This is a genomic window from Paenibacillus sp. A3M_27_13 (assembly GCF_024213315.1).
GTDB classification, from domain to species: Bacteria; Bacillota; Bacilli; order Paenibacillales; family Paenibacillaceae; genus Paenibacillus; species Paenibacillus polymyxa_B.
The window spans coordinates 1-16,957 of record NZ_JANAVE010000005.1 but is presented as its reverse complement, the minus strand read 5'-3'; the positions used below and the strand labels follow the sequence as shown (position 1 = coordinate 16,957).

The window sequence follows — 16,957 nt, the reverse complement described above, 5'->3', positions numbered from 1 at the left end:
TCCTGATTTCATCCATAATTATGTAAATTTTAATCTTTTTTATTGGGAACGCACCTGTTTATGTAAAAATTAAACCTGTGATTGACACCGAGCACGGCATACATTACGCTAAGAAAGACATGTAGAACGGTATACGCGAATGAAGATGACGGGAGAGTCTGTCCAGGGAGCCTACGCTCTGGCGGCACCGAAGGAGCAAGACGCCAGCACCCGGCTGGCGGATAATCTCTCAGGTCCATGTATCGTCATCTGACGCAACTCTGGAGAGAGCGCAAGCCACCCAAGGGGTAAGGCGGTAAGAACACCGCACGAAACTCTCAGGTAACGAGGACAGAGATAAGGGAAACTTCCTTATCCTGTCCTTTTTTGTGCTCACATTGTGCGTCAGCATTAGGAACCGTCATAACCGCGCAAAGACGCGGAAATACCATATAGTATGGTATTAGAACATACAGGGGGCCACACCATGCGTTTCAAAGATGTATTTTCTATTATCGGTCCGGCCATGACCGGACCTTCCAGTTCACACACCGCAGGCGCGGTGCGGCTCGCACGCGTTGCCCGGCACTGGCTCGGGACGCAGCCTGACCGTGCCCGCATGACGCTATACGGCTCCTTTGCCGACACGTATAAAGGACACGGTACAGACCTGGCGCTCATCGCAGGGCTGCTTAATTACGATACGGACGATCACCGGATTCCGGATGCCGAGCAATGGGCAGAGCAAGCCGGGATGGCCGTGGAATTCGCCGTCAGCGGACTCCCCGCGCCTCATCCGAACACTGTCCGTTTCGAGCTGTGGAAGGGCGAGGATCAGCGCACACTGTTGGGCTCCTCCATCGGCGGCGGCAGCATCCATGTCCAGCAGCTTAACGAATTCCGGGTCAATCTGACCGGGGAGCTGCCTACGCTGGTGCTTCTCCACTCGGATAAGCCTGGTACATTGGGCGCGATAACTTCAGCGCTGGGCGCGGCCCACATTAACATTGCCTATATGCACGTAGATCGCAAAGGCCGGGATGGTGAAGCACTCACCGCCATTGAAACGGACAGTTCTGCTCCAGCTGAACTGATTGCGGAACTGCGTTCTTTACCTCATATGTATGAAATTAAGATGATTAATTTGAAAAAAGGAGCTGAATCCGATGCGGTTTAGCCATCTGCATGAAATCAGCGCTTTATGCGCTGAAGAATCCACCACAATTGGCCGTTTGATGATTCAAGAGCAGGTACAAGAGACGAATACAACGGAGGAAGAAATCTTTCGCCAAATGTCTGATTATTATGAAGTCATGAAGGAAGCCGTTCATCGCGGTCAGACACAAGACACCGTATCCCGCAGTGGATTGACGGGCGGTGACGGCAAGCGCCTAGCCGAGTATCTGCGGTCAGGGGAAACCTGCTCCGGTGATGCCTCCGCGCTTGCCATGGCTTATGCCCTCTCCGTGTCGGAGGTTAATGCATCCATGGGTCGCATTGTGGCCACGCCTACCGCAGGCTCATGTGGGGTTATCCCTGGTGTGTTCATCAGTGCGCAGGAGCGGTTCGGCTGGGATGATGAGCATATGGTGAACGGCCTGTTCGCCGCTGGAGCCATTGGCTACGTGATCGCCAACAACTCATTCATTTCTGGCGCGGAAGGAGGCTGTCAGGCTGAGATTGGCTCAGCTATCGGGATGGCCGCTGGCGCTATGGTCGAGCTGCGCGGTGGTACGCCTGAACAGGCTGTTCACGCCGTAGGTCTCGCTCTTAAGAACACGCTCGGTCTGATTTGCGATCCCGTCGCCGGACTCGTGGAGATTCCGTGCATCGTGCGCAACGGGCTGGGAGCCGTGACTGCGCTTGCCGCAGCGGATATGGCTCTGGCGGGTGTGCGCAGCGCTATTCCGTCTGACGAAGTCATTGACGTGATGCTTGAAGTCGGCAGTGCGATGCCGTCGAAGCACCGCGAGACCGCCAAAGGCGGCTTGGCCCAGACGCCGACTGGCAAGCGTTTGACCGAATCACTTACACGCAACACACCGACCAAGAAGGATAAGTCATAATTTATAAGCGGTAGCCTCCTTAAAAAAAAGAGCAAGCATGTCGTCCTTGGACGTATGCTTGCTCTCTTTTTTACTGAACGGTTACCTGTATCTTCGTCATTTTACCTGCATATTTCACAGTAATTACTGCTTTGCCCTTGCCCTGTGCCTTAATGTTACCGTCTTTGACGGTCGCAACAACAATTCTGGACGAGGACCAGACAGCCGGTTTGGAAACATCCTTCTCCGACTCATCCTTATACGTGGCTGTAGCCGTAACCTTAGCCAGCTGTCCTGCCTTCAAATTCAAAGCAACTTCGTCTGTTTGCAGATATTTAAGCGTATCAACATCCACGGGTACACTGATTATCTTCCCGCCAAACTTCGCCTGAATGTTAGCTTTACCGTAGCTGACCGCGGTAACCTGACCCTTTTTAACAGTGGCTACCTTATAATTAGACGTTTTCCATTCAGCTTGGGTCGTAACGTCCTTTTCTTTACCATCACTCGATTTAACCACAATCGCGATGGTTTTTTGATCTCCAGATTTGAGCGATAGCGCGATTGCATCCGCTTCAATCTTTTGCGCTACGTCCACTTCTACCGTAAACGTAATGTTTTGCTTGCCATATGAAGCAGTCACCGTTGCCTTACCGCTACCATTCGCTTTGATCAAACCTTCGCTAACTTCAACCACTTTTACATTGCTAGTTGTCCAGGTGGCGTCCTTGGTTACATCTGTTTTTGTACCGCCACTCTTAACTCCTGTTACTTTTAGCTGCTTCGTTTCCTGAGCACCAAGCGCAATTACACGCGAGTCTGTTTCCAGACGATCTACAAGGCCTACTTGTACGTTAATCGTCAGTTTTTTGCCATTATAGGTCGCTGTAATAACCGCTTTACCAGCGGATTTACCCGTAATCGTTCCTTTGGACACAGAAGCAATATCTTCCGCGCTTGAAGCCCATTCTGCATCCTGTGTTACATCTTCCTTACGCCCATCCGCATAAGTAGCCGTCAAAGTTGCAGTATAGTTCTCATCAATATCAATCGTTGCCGTTTTGGAGGACAGAGACAGATCACCGGGTACATTTACGGATACCGTAGCTGTAACTGTTTTGCCACCATAAGAAGCGGTGATCGTAGCCTCACCTGTTTTATAACCCGTGACTTCTCCCGCACTGACAAAAGCGATATCTTCATTGCTGGACTTCCACTCTGCCTTACTTGTGATATCTTCTTCCGTACCTGTTACATACGTTGCGGTCAGCTTGAGCTTTTTGGATTCCTTGGCATTCAGGCTCAGCTTGTCCTCACTCAAATCCAAATATCTGGAGGTTTCGACATCTGTCTTGATCGAAACAGTCTTATCTCCATACTTAGCGGTCACCGTAGCCGAACCCGCTCCAATGGCCATAATCGTTCCCTTATTCACAGTCGCAATTTTTTCATCGCTTGATGTCCAAGTAGCTTTATCTGTGATATCCGTTACCGTCCCATCCGGATAAACGGCAGAAACTTGTATTTTTTTAGATTCATCCAGACGGAGAAAAATATTGGATTCGCTGGCTTTCAGCTTATTCGTTTGATCGACATCTACCGAAATCGTAGCGGACATCGTGCCATATTTACCTGTAATTGTCGCCTTTCCCGCGCTGTAGCCGGTAATGGTGCCTTTCAGTACATCCGCCACAGCTGCATTGCTGGAGCTCCATTCAGCGGACTCTGTTACGTCCTGTACCGATCCATCCGGGAACGTCGCCGTAAGTTTAACCTTCTCAGTATCCTTCAGCAAAAGAGAAACCTCTGATGAACTGACATCGAGACGTTTAACCTGCTCCACCTGCACAGCAATGGTTACGGTCTGTTGACCATATACGGCCTTAATATTGGCTGTACCTGCTCCCTGAGCGGTAACCAATCCGTTAACTACTGTGGCTACCTTTTGATTATCGGAGGTCCAAGTAGCATCACCCGAAACCTGAGCTGTTGTATTATCACTGTATGTCGCTGTCAAATCAACCTGTCCTGTACCGCTTGAACGCAAGTTCAGGCTTTGTACACTGGATGTCAGCGCCTTAACCTTTTTCGTTACATGTACCTGAACCGATTGCACCTTCTCTTTATAGGTCGCAACCACGGTGGCTTCCCCTTCAGCCTTGGCCGAAACTGTACCGTTATACACGGTAGCAATAGTTGTATTATCACTTTTCCAATCCGTGCTTACGGTTACATTCGAGGTTGTCCCATCGCTAAAAACAGCAGTAGCCGTCAACGCAGCCGTATCTCCCTGCTGCAAAGTTACCTCGTTAGAGGAAAGGACAATCTTGGAAAGCACCGCATCCGCAGCAGATGCAAACCCTGCATATGATGTAAAACTTGAAATCAGGATGACCAACGCCAGAAAACCGGACCATCTATTCTTCAAAATCTAATTCCCTCCCATTCCAAAACTTAAATTAAGGATTTCGCAAAATCCTTACACCTACGTTTTATGTCGTCATATGGAAAAGAATAGTTTAGGCTTCGAAGGAAATTTGGTCCTTATTAACTAGATCATTTCTGATAAAGATTAGACATTACAATTTGTGTAGCTTCAGAGCCATAGTGAAGAGTTTACCCAACAGACCCACAACCTCGCATTTACAAACAGCTATAAGCTGCTGCGCGAACTCTCAAATGATGGTATTCTTCCATATTAGGAGCCAGTTGGTGCATATAAACGACGGAGAATTGTTCGCTTGGATCTATAGAAACCCAAGTGCCTGCTACTCCCGTCCAGCCAAATTCTCCAATAGAACTATTTGCATGCCCAGCCGCTTTATCAATTAACGTGCGCACGCCCAGTCCGTAACCATAACCTGTATGATAAGAATTAGTAAAATCCAATAATTGATCTGTATTCAGATGATTGGTGCGCATTAAATCAATAGTTTTTCTCCCTAATAGCCTCACACCATCTACCATACCTCCATTCGACAGCATTTGTGAAAATGTAAGGTACTCCTTAACTGTCGAATACAGACCTGCGCCCCCACTTTCATATAGAGCATCGGGCTGATGATATTCATCCAAGAAACCCTCTATTTTCTCTAGCTCTCCGGCGTCTGTCCGTTGGTAAAAGGAGGCCATTCGCGATTCAATATCTCCACGATATCGGTAACCTGTATTGTTCATTCCAAGCGGGTCAAATATTTCATCCTTTAGGAATTGCCCTAATGATTTACCTGAAATCACTTCAATAAGACCTGCAACCAGGTCATGTCCATATCCGTATAACCAGCGTGTTCCCGGCTCAAATGAAAGTGGAATCTCAGAAAGCGCTTTAATTTCTGTGCGCAGATCATATTTCCCCTGCTTTTCCTTTAACGTTCTAAGGACCTTTTGCATGGCCCGTCCTGTCTCTGAAGACTCGGAAGCATAGGGAAGACCCACACTCATATTGAATATATGCTTAATTAAAATGGGTTTCTCCGCCTTATCCACATAGGTGTATCCGTTAGGAGCGGTTTTGAATACATGCGCATTACGATATTCGGGAAAATATTCATACAAAGGCTCATTCAACAAAAATTGCCCGCGTTCGTACAGCATAAGTGCAGCCGCACAGACAACAACCTTTGTCATGGAAAATAAGCGATACACTGTATCCTCAGTGATTGGTTTTCGGGCTTCCAGATCAGCATATCCATGATACCCTTCATACAACACTTGACCATTCTGGGCAATGGCACAACCGCAACCTGCTGGCCCATTTGCTACGAAATGTTTCAATAGCTGATCTACTTTGTCAAAACGAGACATATTCATCCCTCCTATTTTTCCTTCAAAAGAAACAGGCTTCCCCTCGCGCTCTAATTTCCTGTTCCAACAAGCTCAGCGCGATCCCTTGTAAGCGCTTATTCCCCGCATTTATTTTAACGGTAAACTTGGTAAATACATAGATTATTTGTCATAATCAGATGGCTTTACATTAACAGCTCGGCCACCGTTTCCTTCCAGCGATGGATCACCGATTCCGGTTCCTTGAGACGGACCGTGACACCTGTCAAGATATCCGCATATTGGGCCGAATCTTCTCTGGCTGCAAAAACATGAGCCGCAAATCGCTCACGTACATGCTTGGCTTCGGGCAAAGCAGGCAGATGTTCCAGCGACAACCGCACATAATGCGCCTTCCCCCCGGTAAACACCGCAAGCGTCGCCTTCCCGGTACGAATCATGTTGCCCGTCGTGGTCGTGCCTGGCCATAGTGCCAGACGCAAATTCCCCTCGTCCAGCGCTACAACTTCGCCCACACTAATCATCGCTATGTGCGGCCACTGATCTTCCGTGACCGTCAGCAGCATCATTGCTTCATGCTGCTTGTCCTCCAATACCTTACCGTCCAGTAGCGTGAACAGTTCCTTACCGATCCTTGGTGTCTGCATGAAGTATAATCCCCTTTACATTTGGCCTATAACTTCAAAGTACCATAATTTACGGCTACTTACGAACGACCCTATATCCGCTCTGGAATAGGAGGAACATGAGCAGCATTCGGAATATCTTTGGGGTTTACCTTGAACGCCGATTTATACTTTGCTGGATCAGTAATGCTATCCGGTTCTGAGGTCCGCCATGTGAACAGGCATACAGGGCACAACAAAACCTCCCAGGCGCCTTTAACTGGCGAGCGGGTAACAACCTCCGAACGATTAGATTCACAACGGGGACAAATATGCATCTGTCAGCACTCCTTTAATCTTTTTTTGTTTTTAAAAATATTCAACGAAGCATTTGGCTCAACTTTTTCTCCCATTCTGCTACACCCAACGGGGAATCGAGCGACTGCGAGTAATGTCCTCTAATATCCGGTGCTACAGGTGTCGTCGCATCCAATATCATTTTGTGCGTCATACCTGCCGGATCAGAGCCGGGGTCAAGCGGTAAAATAGACAAGCCAGGAACAATGACAGCATCATGCTTTGGATGAAGCTTGGTGGATAAAGCCCACATGACCTGCGGCAGATTGAACGGATCGACATCCTCATCCACCACAATGACCAGCTTGCAATACCCTAATCCATGCGGAGTCGTTAACGCACGCATTCCCACAGCCTTTGCAAAGCCGCCATACCGGGTTTTCGTGGAAATAATAGCGACCAGCCCATGCGTATACATGGCATTAACGGCTACGGTTTCATTAGGAAAAGCATCCTTAAGCTGCTGAAACAACGGTACACTTGTATTCACACCGATCATATAATCCGTTTCGGTCCAAGGCATCCCGATGTACAGATGCTCAAAGATAGGCTGTTTGCGGTGATATACACGATTAATCTGAATGACTGGCATCGCGCGACCGCCGGAATAGTGACCTGTGAATTCACCGAATGGACCTTCATACTCACGTTCACCTGCTAACACTTCGCCTTCCAAAATGACCTCAGCTCCCCAAGGCAGATCCAAATCTGCATCCTTCGCTTTGACCACACGGTAAGGCTCACCCTGAATGGCGCCCGCCATCTCATATTCGGATTGATCGTACAGCAGCGGCGTAGAAGCAGCCGTTGTAATCACAGGCTCACATCCGAGGGCAATAGCGACCTTCAGATTTTCGCCGCGCTCCTCAGCCTGACGGATATGGATCGCAATATCATGCTGTGGTACAGGCTGGATGCCCAAACGGTTCTTGCCTTTTACCTGCATCCGGTACAAACCGACATTTTGCTTACCGTAGGTGTCCGGGTCATCCAGATCGCGTGAAACTAGAATTGCTTTATCCAGATAAAACCCTCCGTCCCCCTGATTCAAACGAAACAACGGCAAAATATCAAACAAATTAATATCCTCTGTAATCTCGACTTCATGAAAAGGAGCGGTTTCTTCCCGCTTCACGGGCACCGGAAATTGTTCATAGCGTCTGGCAAATTCAAAAAACTGCTCCTTGAGCGGCGTGTTTTTTGGCATTCCCATCATGAGGGCATGATTGGGCCAGGAGCCCATCACATTCATTGCAATACGAGCATCCATATATCCATAGATGTTGTTGAAAAAGAGAGCAGGCGTCTTATCTCCAAGATTGTTTAATGCTCTGTTAGCTGCTGCGAGGTCCGGCTCCGGCTTTACCTCATCGCTGATCGTGAGTAATTGTCCCTCCTTTTCCAAGGTGTGTAGAAAATCGCGAAAGTCTTTATAAGCCATTGTTCATTCTCCTTCGTCTTTCGATTTCTCAATTCTGGTGCAGCCTGGAGTCATTCTGCTTCATTCCATCCCAGCGTTTGGCTGCGGTTGTGACAATACCGAACTGATCCAATGCACGAAAAACAATATGATCCACTAATTCCTCGATACTTGCAGGATGATTATAAAAGGCAGGCATCGGCGGCAGGATCATCACGCCCATACGTGACAGCTCCAGCATATTTTCCAGATGGATACTGCTTAATGGTGTTTCCCTGGTCATGAGCAGCAGCTTCTTTCGCTCCTTCAGCATCACATCCGCTGATCGGGTAAGCAGGTTGTCCGCCATACCTATACGAATAGAGGCAAGGGTCTTCATGCTGCAAGGAGCGACGACCATGCCGTCTACTCGAAAGGAGCCGCTGGAAATACGCGCAGCCTGATCCTTATACGAGTAGACTGCATCCGCCATTGCCTCCACTTCCTTCACCGTGTAGCCTGTCTCATAGGGAATGTTCGCAATAGCCCACGGGGATAGCACCAGATGGCTTTGGACTCCAGCCTCTCGTAATTGTTGCAATATACGGATACCGAAGATCGATCCTGTCGCTCCCGATATTCCTACAATGATTTTCTTCATATGTCCCCTCCTTCCATCCCATCGTTTTATGTTCACCCATGCATTACTGTCAAAAATTATACGCCCGTTCCTTGCACACGAAAAATATATATAATATATGGAATACATACTTTACAAGTATTCAAATTGAAGCGTTGTTTAGAAATAAGGAGGAATCCCAATGGACATGAAGCATCTGCATTACTTTTGCGTCATCGTGGAGGAAGGGCAAATCACCAAGGCCGCCAAAACGCTCAACATGGCCCAGCCTCCGCTGAGTCAACAACTCAAAAATATGGAGGACGAGCTTGGCGTAAAGCTGATTTACCGTGAAGGAAAGAAGTGGGAGGTAACCGAGGCCGGATATACACTGTATACACGCGCCAAGCGATTATTGGCTGAAATGGAGGACACCTGTAGAGAAATTGGGGAGTTTGAAAACAAAGTAACCGGCACACTTGCTATAGGCACGTCATCCGCCTGTATGTCTCTGATTACTGAACAACTCAGCCGCTTTCATCAGGATTTTCCAGAGGTATACGTTAAAATAGGACACGGAGACACACATCATCTGGAAGAACTGCTGCACCAAAATAAAGTGGATCTGGCCCTGCTGCTGCTTCCGGTAGATGACAAATCGTACCATACGATTGAACTGGAGGGCGTTTCTTTTGTTGCGGTTCTTCCGTGTGAATGGGCAGATCGCCATCCCAGTGGGGAAATTACATTACAGGAAGCTGCCAGCTATGACCTCTTGTTGGGACGCCGAACAGAAGGACACGGACTATACGAAACCGTCATCCGCAAATTTCAGGAACACCATCTTATTCCGCGCGTCGTACTGGACTGTCCTGAAATATCGACCATTCTCTCACTCGTTTCCACAGGCATGGGAATTACTATCATTCCAGACGCTGGCTTGGGACAAGAATACGGGGACAGATTTCGCACACTCTCCATTAAGGAGCCATTCCCCTTCACACGGCCTGCCGTCGTATGGCGCAAGGATCGTTATTTATCCAATGCAGCTCGCAAATTTGTTGAACTGCTACAAGCTGGAGACACGAAAAAGACTGCTCCCGAGTAGATGCTCTACCGCTCTACTCCTGAAACAGTCTGATGCTTGAAGAACTTCCTTCATTCGGTCGTTGATACCGCCTTATTTGACTCCCTGATGTCGATACTCGGTTGGAGTCATTCCACATTTGCGCCGGAATACCTGTGTAAAATGCCTCATATCCTGATAACCGATCCGCTCTGAAATATCAGCCAGCCGCAGATGAGGATCACTGAGCAGCCGCTTCGCCTCCTCCATACGCAAGCAAATGACGTAATCCTTGTAGCCTTGTCCCGTCTTTTGCTTGAATAACTGGCTGAAATACACCGGATTCAAAAATACGATTGAAGCCACCTTCTCCAGCGACAGCTCCTCTGTAAAGTGAGCCCGAATGTATTGCAATGCCACATCTACCGTATGCATTCCTTTGCGGAGACATTCTCCTGTATCCGCTGCTGCGGCTGCAATCTCCTCTGGCGTACGTCTTAGTCGCGCCACCTCTTCAGGTATGGAGGCAAAATTGTGATGAACACCCGAACGTGTAATTTGTAGGGGCACCTTCACATAACGCTTCAAATGGGATTCGAGCAACGTCTCTAGCCGTGCGGCCTCTGCCTCATCTCTTACCCTTGCAATGCCCAGCAGACTATGGCGGTCTAGACTGACGACAAAGCCGCTGCCTCCTGCCTCAATGAGCTCGGACAGTACATTTTCAATCATAAAATGCTCCAGATGTGTCTGCTTGTGATCAGGTTCCATACGAACCATGAAGAGATGGAATTCCGGATAATTTTCGACAAAAGGCTGTATATCCAGCTTGCCCGTATCCAGTCCAAGGGCATAGCGTTGGAAAACGGCTTCACGCAAATAAACCATATTGGATTTGAGAAGCCTACCCTCGTTCGCCTGCTGCGAGGCCACAAGCGCTTCGGCTGCCAGTATTTCAATGCACTCCAGCAGCTTTTTTTTACCAATCGGCTTTAACAGGTAGTCTTTGGCACCCAGCTTTACTGCTCTTTGTGCATAATGGAAGTCGGAATGGGCCGAAATGACAACCCACTGCAGATGAGGATGCTTTCGCTTAGAAATACGCATGAATTCCAGACCATCCATACCGGGCATCAGGATATCAGTTAATACAATATCTACAGGATGCTCCGCCAGAATGCCTGCTGCCTCCTCGGTGGAAGCAGCGAGATGAATGCCGCAGGTTGGTAGAGCTTGGCCAATGGTACGCCGAATCCCCTGCCGAATCATATTTTCATCGTCAGCTATCAGAATATTCATGTTTCTCCTCCTTCTGTGGCAGAGGCACACTTACAGTGGCTGTTGTTCCGGCCCCAGGTACGCTAGAGATCCGTAGGCCGTACTCTTCTCCGAACATGTGCCGTAGCCGTAAATTTAGGTTTTGCAGGCCGATGCCTCCCGCCTGCCCGCTGCCCGCCTGTTTGCCGGGTTCTGCCAAAGCGACCTGGACCACCTCCCATCGTTCGTACTCCATCCCTGCACCGTTGTCGATGATGTGCAGGCTCAATACACCGCCATATTCCTCCGCTCTGACGAGCAGCTTGCCACCTGTATCCGCATGAAGAGGCTCCAGTCCGTGCTTCACCGCATTTTCAATCAATGGCTGTAAGGTCATTTTCGGCAAGCGGATATCCATCCATCGTTCTTCAATATTGATGTCTACGGATACCCTGCCCTCCAGCCGGGCTTGGATAATGGTAAGATAGTGGCCAACCTGCTCCACTTCTTCACGAAGGCTTACATCGGCCCCCTCTTCCCAATGGCTGCTGTAACGGAACATATGGGATAAGGAGAGAACCACCTCTCCGAGCTGATCTTGTCCCTTTTCATCCAGCATCCAATAGATCATATCCAGCGTATTATACAGAAAATGTGGATTGACCTGCGTCTGTAGCGCGTGCAGCTCCGCATTTTTTTCACTGACCGATGATATACGCACCAGCTCGATTAGCTCTGCAATCCGTCTTACCATATGGTTAAAAGAGGTAGCTAGTTGGTTGATTTCTTCATAGGATTTGGTGTTTACCGTATGACGGAAATTTCCTGTCTCTACCCGCTTCATTTCCCGAATGACTCGCTTGAGTGGAAGGGAAATGCCTCTGGAGACGATAGATGCAATTAACGCTGACACAATAATAAGTATAGGTGCCACGATAAATAAGTACCTTTGATTTTGCACCAACTCCACGTTCAGATCCTCACTAGGTGTCACACTAATCACAGACCAGTCGGCAAACGGCAACTTGGAAGCGATTACAACTCTTTTATTACTTCGATTTACAATAACATCCTCCTCCGGTACCTGCTGCTCTAGATTTTGCAAATCCGGTGGCGGATCAGAGGAAGTGGCCGACACAATTCGATTTTCATGACCCAACAAATATACCTGACTATTGGTGCCTAACCGCAAATTGTGGAGAGCGGACAAAACAGAACGCGGCTCAGCCTCAAACAGGACAATACCAATCGGCTTGTGTTCATCCAGATCATAGAGCTGCCGTCCAAACGCAAACACGGGTCTGGTTTCCACCTGATCAATGACAGAGTGAGGATACACGCCCAGCCATGCAATTTTGCCCGCCGACTTTCGAATTTCCTTATACCATTCCGTATGTTCGTAATGAGTATCAATGACATTCATATAATTGCCATAGTTATATACCTTGCCTGTGTCTGTGATGACATGGATGCCAATCAGATCCTCACGCGAATAATAGATAGCGCCCAGAATATTCGTAATCGTACGTTCGTTGATGTAATTGACAGCAGGTAAATCACTACTATCCGTCGTCAACAGACGAACCAAATCCATATTGTTGCTGATCGATTTGGAGAGACTGTTATAGCTGCCGAGTAGCAATTCGAACAGGCCTGCCGTCTGGGATACATTTTTACGCGCCAGCTCGCTGACCTTATCATGGAACTGCACCGTAGTACGGTTGTAAAATAATAGACTGACCGCCAGCACAATGCCGGACATGCTCAACAGGAACAGAACAAACAAGCGGTATTGAATGGATTGAAAACGGCGCAGCATACCTCCGTGCGCTCCTTTCGCATCGGCCGCCTATCCTTTAACCGCTCCCGCAACCATGCCCTTGGTGATATTTTCGGACAGAACAAAATAAATAATAATGACCGGTAAGGCACCCATGACTAGAAAAGCACCAATATTACCGTAGTTCACAGAATACTGGCTGACGAACGTATATACGCCGAAAGGGAGAGTTTTGAGCTTCTCGGACGAGATAAAGGTGGCAGCCATAATGTATTCATTCCAGATGTTAATGAAAGTTAAAATACATACCGTCATGATAGGCGGAATCGAGATGGGTAAGATTACACTGCGGAAAATACGATAAATGCTTGCTCCGTCAATGTAAGCGGATTCTTCAATTTCGTGGGGAATGGACCGCATAAAGCCGGATAGGATGAAGACCGCAATCGGTGTCTGAAAAGCAATGTAGGGTAAAATCAGTGAGAAATACGTATTCAGAATATGGACGTTTTTAAACATCACCATCAGCGGCAGCAGCGTAGCTTGCATCGGGATCATCATCCCGATCAGAAACAAAGTCAGCACAACAGCCCCGAAGCGCCAACGAAAACGTGTAATCGCATAAGCAGCCATTGAGCTTAACAAAATGACGAAAATCATCGTAACCCCAGTCACCAGTACACTGTTTCCTAAATAACGCAAGTAGCTCCCTGATTCATAGGCTTCCTGATAGTTGTGCCACTGGGGCACTTTAGGGAGTGCAAAGAAGCTTGAGCTCAATATCTCTTCATTCGTCTTCAACGAATAGGTCAGCAGCCAAAAGAGTGGATACAGCTGCGTGACAATTAAGATTGCCAATAAGGAAAAGACTCCCGTTTTTTTTAAGGCATTCAACAGTTCCATCTCCTTTAGCTTACCTTATTTTCGATTCGTTTGAAAACAAAATTTATCACAATTGTAAATGACAAGCAAATCACTACGAGAATTGAAGCTAATGCGCTGCCATATCCGTATTTCATCGATAAAAAGGACATATTGTACATATACGTAGATACTGTATCCGTTGCATGAGCTGGTCCTCCACCCGTCATCACCCAGATCAAATCAAACGATTGCAGGGAGCCGATAAATGCTAATACAATTGATATCTTGAAAATAGGTACAATGAGCGGCAGCGTAATATAGCGGTCTGCTTTGAATCCTTCAGCTCCATCAATTTTGGCTGCTTCGTACAGCTCATTCGGTATATTTTGTACACCGGTAAACTGGATAAGTAAATGATAGCCAAAATACTGCCACAACGATACAAAATAGAGGGCGTACATCGCTATCTGCGGTTCCGTCAGCCATGAGCGCGTCCAGCTTTCCAGCCCAATCGCCAGCAAAATACCGTTCAGCATTCCACCCATCGAAGCTGGATTATAGATCGTCTTCCACAGCTGCCCGATAATGACCACCGATAGAATAACCGGCAGAAAATACATCGTAACCAGCGTATTGGCCTTACGCACATAACGATTAAGCAAGATCGCCAGCAACAGACAGAACGGAATTTCCAGCATGGAAAACACAGCGAACATCATAGTCCGTTTCACGGACGGCCAGAACACTGAATCTGCTGTAAAAATCCGTTCAAAATTAGCCAGCCCCACGAACTTTGCCTCGGCGATTCCGTTCCAATCCAGCAATCCGCAATACACCGACACCAGAATCGGAACAAATACCATACAGGTATACAACAACAGGCAGGGTAGCACGAAAACGGCAATGGTACGTGCTGGCACCTTCAGTACATTCATGCTCTAATCTCCTTTGTGTTGATTCTGAACATCTTCTGAGGATGCACAACCTACATGATTTCCAATCAGGGAAGGAGCACTCTGCCCCCTCCCTAGTGTCAGCTACTTCAGGATTTTGCAAAATTCGATTCCAGTCGCTCCAAAGTGCAATATCTAGACGAACTAGGCCATTTCGATCTATATATTGTTCATTGGGAGTCGCTTATTGGATTTTTGCAAAATCCTCACTTATTTATTCGCTTCAAAAGTGTTCTGATGTTCCTTGGCAACTTGTGCAGAGTCCTCTTTTTGCACAAACAGGTTTTGAATGCTACTCAGATGCGCCTGCGCAATAGCCGGATTCATCGTATTATCAAAAGCGAGATCGCCCCCTTTTACATTCTTGAACAGCTCATTAAGACTAATCGCTAACTCGGAGTAGCCCGCTTCCTTCAGATCACCTTTCATTTTCTGACCACTGCCAATCGCATTTTTCAGATCAAACTGAATTTTGGGCATCTCCGTAATAAAATAGTGCAGAAAATCCTTCGTCTCCTGTAAATGTTCACTGTTCGCAGATACCGCAAATGCGCTGCCCGGCGCAATTACATACTCATTCACATCACCCTTGCCATTCACCGTAGGGAATTGAAACGCTCCTACCTTACCCGCTACCGAAGAAGCATCAATAGACCCCGTTTCCCATGTACCCATGATATACATCGCGGCTTTTCCTGTTTTAAAAATATTACCACCTGCATTGTAGTCAATAGATGTAGCTCCATCCGGGAAAGCCCCTGCCTGCACCAATTCCTGAAATGCATCCACCGCTTCCACAAAAGCCGGGTCGTTAAACGTCTTTTTACCGTCCAGTACATCATTGAGAAAATTTGGCCCTTCATTTGTACGCAACAAAATATTCATAAAAAGGAGGGAACCCGTCCATGAATCCTTTTCCCCAATGGCAATCGGAGTAATTCCCTTCGCCTTCAACGTCTTGACCGTCGTAATCAGCTCGTCAAAGGTGGTCGGCAACTTCTGGATTCCCGCCTGCTTGAACAGTTCTTTATTGTAAAACACCACTTCTATATTGTTACCGTCCGGAAAAGCATAGAGCTTATCGTCGAAACTATAGTAATTAAGAAGTCCATTCTGAAACGTATCTTTTAACCCCTCTTTATCAGCCACATCATTTAATGGAGCCAGCAGCCCAGCATCTACGAATGGCTTCATCTGTGCAGCCGGGTTTACAATCGTGATATCAGGTACTTCCTTCGCCGCTGCCTGTGTTTTCAGCTTAAGCTTTTGTTGATCTGTATTTAGCGAATCCAATTCAATTTTGACATGAGGATGATCCTGCTCGTATTGACCTACAATTTGCTTAATCATTTTGTACGAAGGGGTGCTCGGATCAGGATTAATGTTCTGAAAGGTAATCGTAACATCTTTCGTTGCGGTGCCTCTGCTCGGTTCTCCTGAATTTCCCGGACTTGCGCTTTGTCCGTTATTACAAGCTGCCAGCGTCAATGCCAAGGCGCTCGCCATCACAATGGCAAACGCTTTCATTTTTGTTCTGCTCATGGTCTTTTTCCTCCTCTTGTTGAAGCATTGCGCAATTTGCCCTCCTTATTGGTGGACACTCAATGCCCGCTTGTTCTTTTCATTATGTTCCATAGAAAAGACGTGAACAATGCGTGAACTTAAGGAGAAGGGTTTGTTTTTTCAAGCCCTCATTTGCGTGCTTCAAAATTCATTCATATCATAACTTGCAATTTATCTAGAACACAGGCATAATATGAATAAGATCATAGTTTGATAATGATTATCATTATTAAATGATAAATACACATAGACTTTAAAGGAGGCAGGACCGCAGTGAAAGAAATTTTTAATAAAACCTCCCTGCATATTGATGATTATTTGGATCTTCTCAATCTTGCCGTACAAGTCGGAGATACAAAGTGGCAAAAAGAAATTACCCGTAAACTTCAAACCTTGAGTGTCCTTCAGACAGAACAGGTTAAAATAGATTAACTTCCCCAGTTAATACTGTCCTCAGTTAAAAAAGCTGACTAGGCACCACTATACAAAGGACAACCAGAATACCATAAAACTTTTGACCGAATCCACGATAATGGTCTTTCATGTGAATGATAAATGAATCGGTTATAGGAAAAAGAGCACAGCCCGTTAAGGCTGTGCTCTTTTATCTTGCTTGGCGACGTCCTACTCTCCCAGGACCCTGCGGTCCAAGTACCATCGGCGCTGGAGGGCTTAACGGTCGTGTTC

General features: G+C 47.2%; 15 protein-coding genes, 1 rRNA gene and 1 riboswitch. Of the genes, 4 read left to right on the top strand and 12 right to left on the bottom strand.

Annotation, left to right across the window (positions count from 1 at the left end):
- Positions 1-139: 139 nt before the first annotated feature.
- A riboswitch (glycine riboswitch) is annotated at positions 140-255 on the top strand.
- Between the two features lie 211 nt (positions 256-466).
- Together sdaAB and sdaAA are read left to right on the top strand one after the other, a co-directional pair.
- Positions 467-1,156, top strand: coding sequence for an L-serine ammonia-lyase, iron-sulfur-dependent subunit beta (gene sdaAB / locus NLX82_RS18070; RefSeq protein WP_013308430.1), 690 nt, complete (start codon positions 467-469; stop codon positions 1,154-1,156).
- Positions 1,146-2,045 carry an L-serine ammonia-lyase, iron-sulfur-dependent, subunit alpha gene (gene sdaAA / locus NLX82_RS18065; RefSeq protein ID WP_013308429.1) on the top strand — a complete coding sequence of 300 codons (900 nt, stop codon included), beginning with the start codon at positions 1,146-1,148 and terminating at the stop codon, positions 2,043-2,045. The genes sdaAB and sdaAA overlap by 11 nt, the downstream gene beginning before the upstream one ends.
- A 70-nt stretch (positions 2,046-2,115) precedes the next feature.
- Here the strand turns inward: sdaAA and NLX82_RS18060 are convergent, their stop codons facing one another.
- From NLX82_RS18060 to NLX82_RS18035, 6 genes are all read right to left on the bottom strand, one after another.
- Entirely contained in the window at positions 2,116-4,452 is a 2,337-nt protein-coding gene (locus NLX82_RS18060) for an Ig-like domain-containing protein (RefSeq protein WP_254348723.1), read from the bottom strand.
- Positions 4,453-4,667: 215 nt separating this feature from the next.
- A complete protein-coding gene (locus tag NLX82_RS18055) occupies positions 4,668-5,828 on the bottom strand; it encodes a serine hydrolase domain-containing protein (protein ID WP_254348722.1) in 1,161 nt (386 codons plus the stop codon).
- A gap of 164 nt (positions 5,829-5,992) precedes the next feature.
- Positions 5,993-6,454: a pyridoxamine 5'-phosphate oxidase family protein gene (locus NLX82_RS18050; RefSeq protein WP_254348721.1), complete on the bottom strand. Its 462-nt coding sequence runs from the start codon at positions 6,452-6,454 to the stop codon at positions 5,993-5,995.
- Between the two features lie 71 nt (positions 6,455-6,525).
- Positions 6,526-6,750, bottom strand: a complete 225-nt coding sequence (locus tag NLX82_RS18045; protein ID WP_053324466.1) for a non-oxidative hydroxyarylic acid decarboxylases subunit D — start codon at positions 6,748-6,750, stop codon at positions 6,526-6,528.
- A 41-nt stretch (positions 6,751-6,791) separates the two neighbouring features.
- Positions 6,792-8,210 (bottom strand): non-oxidative hydroxyarylic acid decarboxylases subunit C, encoded by a 1,419-nt coding sequence (locus NLX82_RS18040; RefSeq protein WP_254348720.1) that lies wholly within the window; start codon positions 8,208-8,210, stop codon positions 6,792-6,794.
- Positions 8,211-8,238: 28 nt separating this feature from the next.
- Entirely contained in the window at positions 8,239-8,829 is a 591-nt protein-coding gene (locus NLX82_RS18035) for a flavin prenyltransferase UbiX (protein ID WP_023986667.1), read from the bottom strand.
- A gap of 160 nt (positions 8,830-8,989) precedes the next feature.
- Here NLX82_RS18035 and NLX82_RS18030 point away from each other — a divergent pair, with 160 nt between their 5' ends.
- Entirely contained in the window at positions 8,990-9,895 is a 906-nt protein-coding gene (locus NLX82_RS18030) for a LysR family transcriptional regulator (protein WP_028541241.1), read from the top strand.
- Between the two features lie 72 nt (positions 9,896-9,967).
- Here NLX82_RS18030 and NLX82_RS18025 read toward each other — a convergent pair whose 3' ends face one another.
- The 5 genes from NLX82_RS18025 to NLX82_RS18005 all read right to left on the bottom strand — a co-directional run bounded on the left by NLX82_RS18025 (position 9,968) and on the right by NLX82_RS18005 (position 16,249).
- Entirely contained in the window at positions 9,968-11,152 is a 1,185-nt protein-coding gene (locus NLX82_RS18025) for a response regulator (RefSeq protein WP_023986665.1), read from the bottom strand.
- Positions 11,133-12,929: a sensor histidine kinase gene (locus NLX82_RS18020; RefSeq protein ID WP_254348719.1), complete on the bottom strand. Its 1,797-nt coding sequence runs from the start codon at positions 12,927-12,929 to the stop codon at positions 11,133-11,135. The genes NLX82_RS18025 and NLX82_RS18020 overlap by 20 nt, the downstream gene beginning before the upstream one ends.
- Positions 12,930-12,959: 30 nt before the next feature.
- Positions 12,960-13,793, bottom strand: coding sequence for a carbohydrate ABC transporter permease (locus NLX82_RS18015; protein ID WP_483312061.1), 834 nt, complete (start codon positions 13,791-13,793; stop codon positions 12,960-12,962).
- Between the two features lie 5 nt (positions 13,794-13,798).
- Positions 13,799-14,689 (bottom strand): carbohydrate ABC transporter permease, encoded by an 891-nt coding sequence (locus NLX82_RS18010; protein ID WP_023986662.1) that lies wholly within the window; start codon positions 14,687-14,689, stop codon positions 13,799-13,801.
- A gap of 228 nt (positions 14,690-14,917) precedes the next feature.
- Positions 14,918-16,249 (bottom strand): extracellular solute-binding protein, encoded by a 1,332-nt coding sequence (locus NLX82_RS18005; protein WP_023986661.1) that lies wholly within the window; start codon positions 16,247-16,249, stop codon positions 14,918-14,920.
- Positions 16,250-16,543: 294 nt separating this feature from the next.
- On the opposite strand from NLX82_RS18005, the gene NLX82_RS18000 reads away from it, so the two are divergent.
- Positions 16,544-16,702, top strand: a complete 159-nt coding sequence (locus NLX82_RS18000; RefSeq protein ID WP_254348717.1) for a hypothetical protein — start codon at positions 16,544-16,546, stop codon at positions 16,700-16,702.
- A 179-nt stretch (positions 16,703-16,881) separates the two neighbouring features.
- Here the strand turns inward: NLX82_RS18000 and rrf are convergent.
- Positions 16,882-16,957 (bottom strand): 5S ribosomal RNA (gene rrf / locus NLX82_RS27935); the annotation flags it as partial.

Coding starts and splice junctions, on each gene's coding strand:
- sdaAB (WP_013308430.1), top strand. CDS start 467: ATGCGTTTCAAAGATGTATTTTCTATTATCGGTCCGGCCATGACCGGA.
- sdaAA (WP_013308429.1), top strand. CDS start 1,146: ATGCGGTTTAGCCATCTGCATGAAATCAGCGCTTTATGCGCTGAAGAA.
- NLX82_RS18055 (WP_254348722.1), bottom strand. CDS start 5,828: ATGTCTCGTTTTGACAAAGTAGATCAGCTATTGAAACATTTCGTAGCA.
- NLX82_RS18050 (WP_254348721.1), bottom strand. CDS start 6,454: ATGCAGACACCAAGGATCGGTAAGGAACTGTTCACGCTACTGGACGGT.
- NLX82_RS18045 (WP_053324466.1), bottom strand. CDS start 6,750: ATGCATATTTGTCCCCGTTGTGAATCTAATCGTTCGGAGGTTGTTACC.
- NLX82_RS18040 (WP_254348720.1), bottom strand. CDS start 8,210: ATGGCTTATAAAGACTTTCGCGATTTTCTACACACCTTGGAAAAGGAG.
- NLX82_RS18035 (WP_023986667.1), bottom strand. CDS start 8,829: ATGAAGAAAATCATTGTAGGAATATCGGGAGCGACAGGATCGATCTTC.
- NLX82_RS18030 (WP_028541241.1), top strand. CDS start 8,990: ATGGACATGAAGCATCTGCATTACTTTTGCGTCATCGTGGAGGAAGGG.
- NLX82_RS18025 (WP_023986665.1), bottom strand. CDS start 11,152: ATGAATATTCTGATAGCTGACGATGAAAATATGATTCGGCAGGGGATT.
- NLX82_RS18020 (WP_254348719.1), bottom strand. CDS start 12,929: ATGCTGCGCCGTTTTCAATCCATTCAATACCGCTTGTTTGTTCTGTTC.
- NLX82_RS18015 (WP_483312061.1), bottom strand. CDS start 13,793: ATGGAACTGTTGAATGCCTTAAAAAAAACGGGAGTCTTTTCCTTATTG.
- NLX82_RS18010 (WP_023986662.1), bottom strand. CDS start 14,689: ATGAATGTACTGAAGGTGCCAGCACGTACCATTGCCGTTTTCGTGCTA.
- NLX82_RS18005 (WP_023986661.1), bottom strand. CDS start 16,249: ATGAGCAGAACAAAAATGAAAGCGTTTGCCATTGTGATGGCGAGCGCC.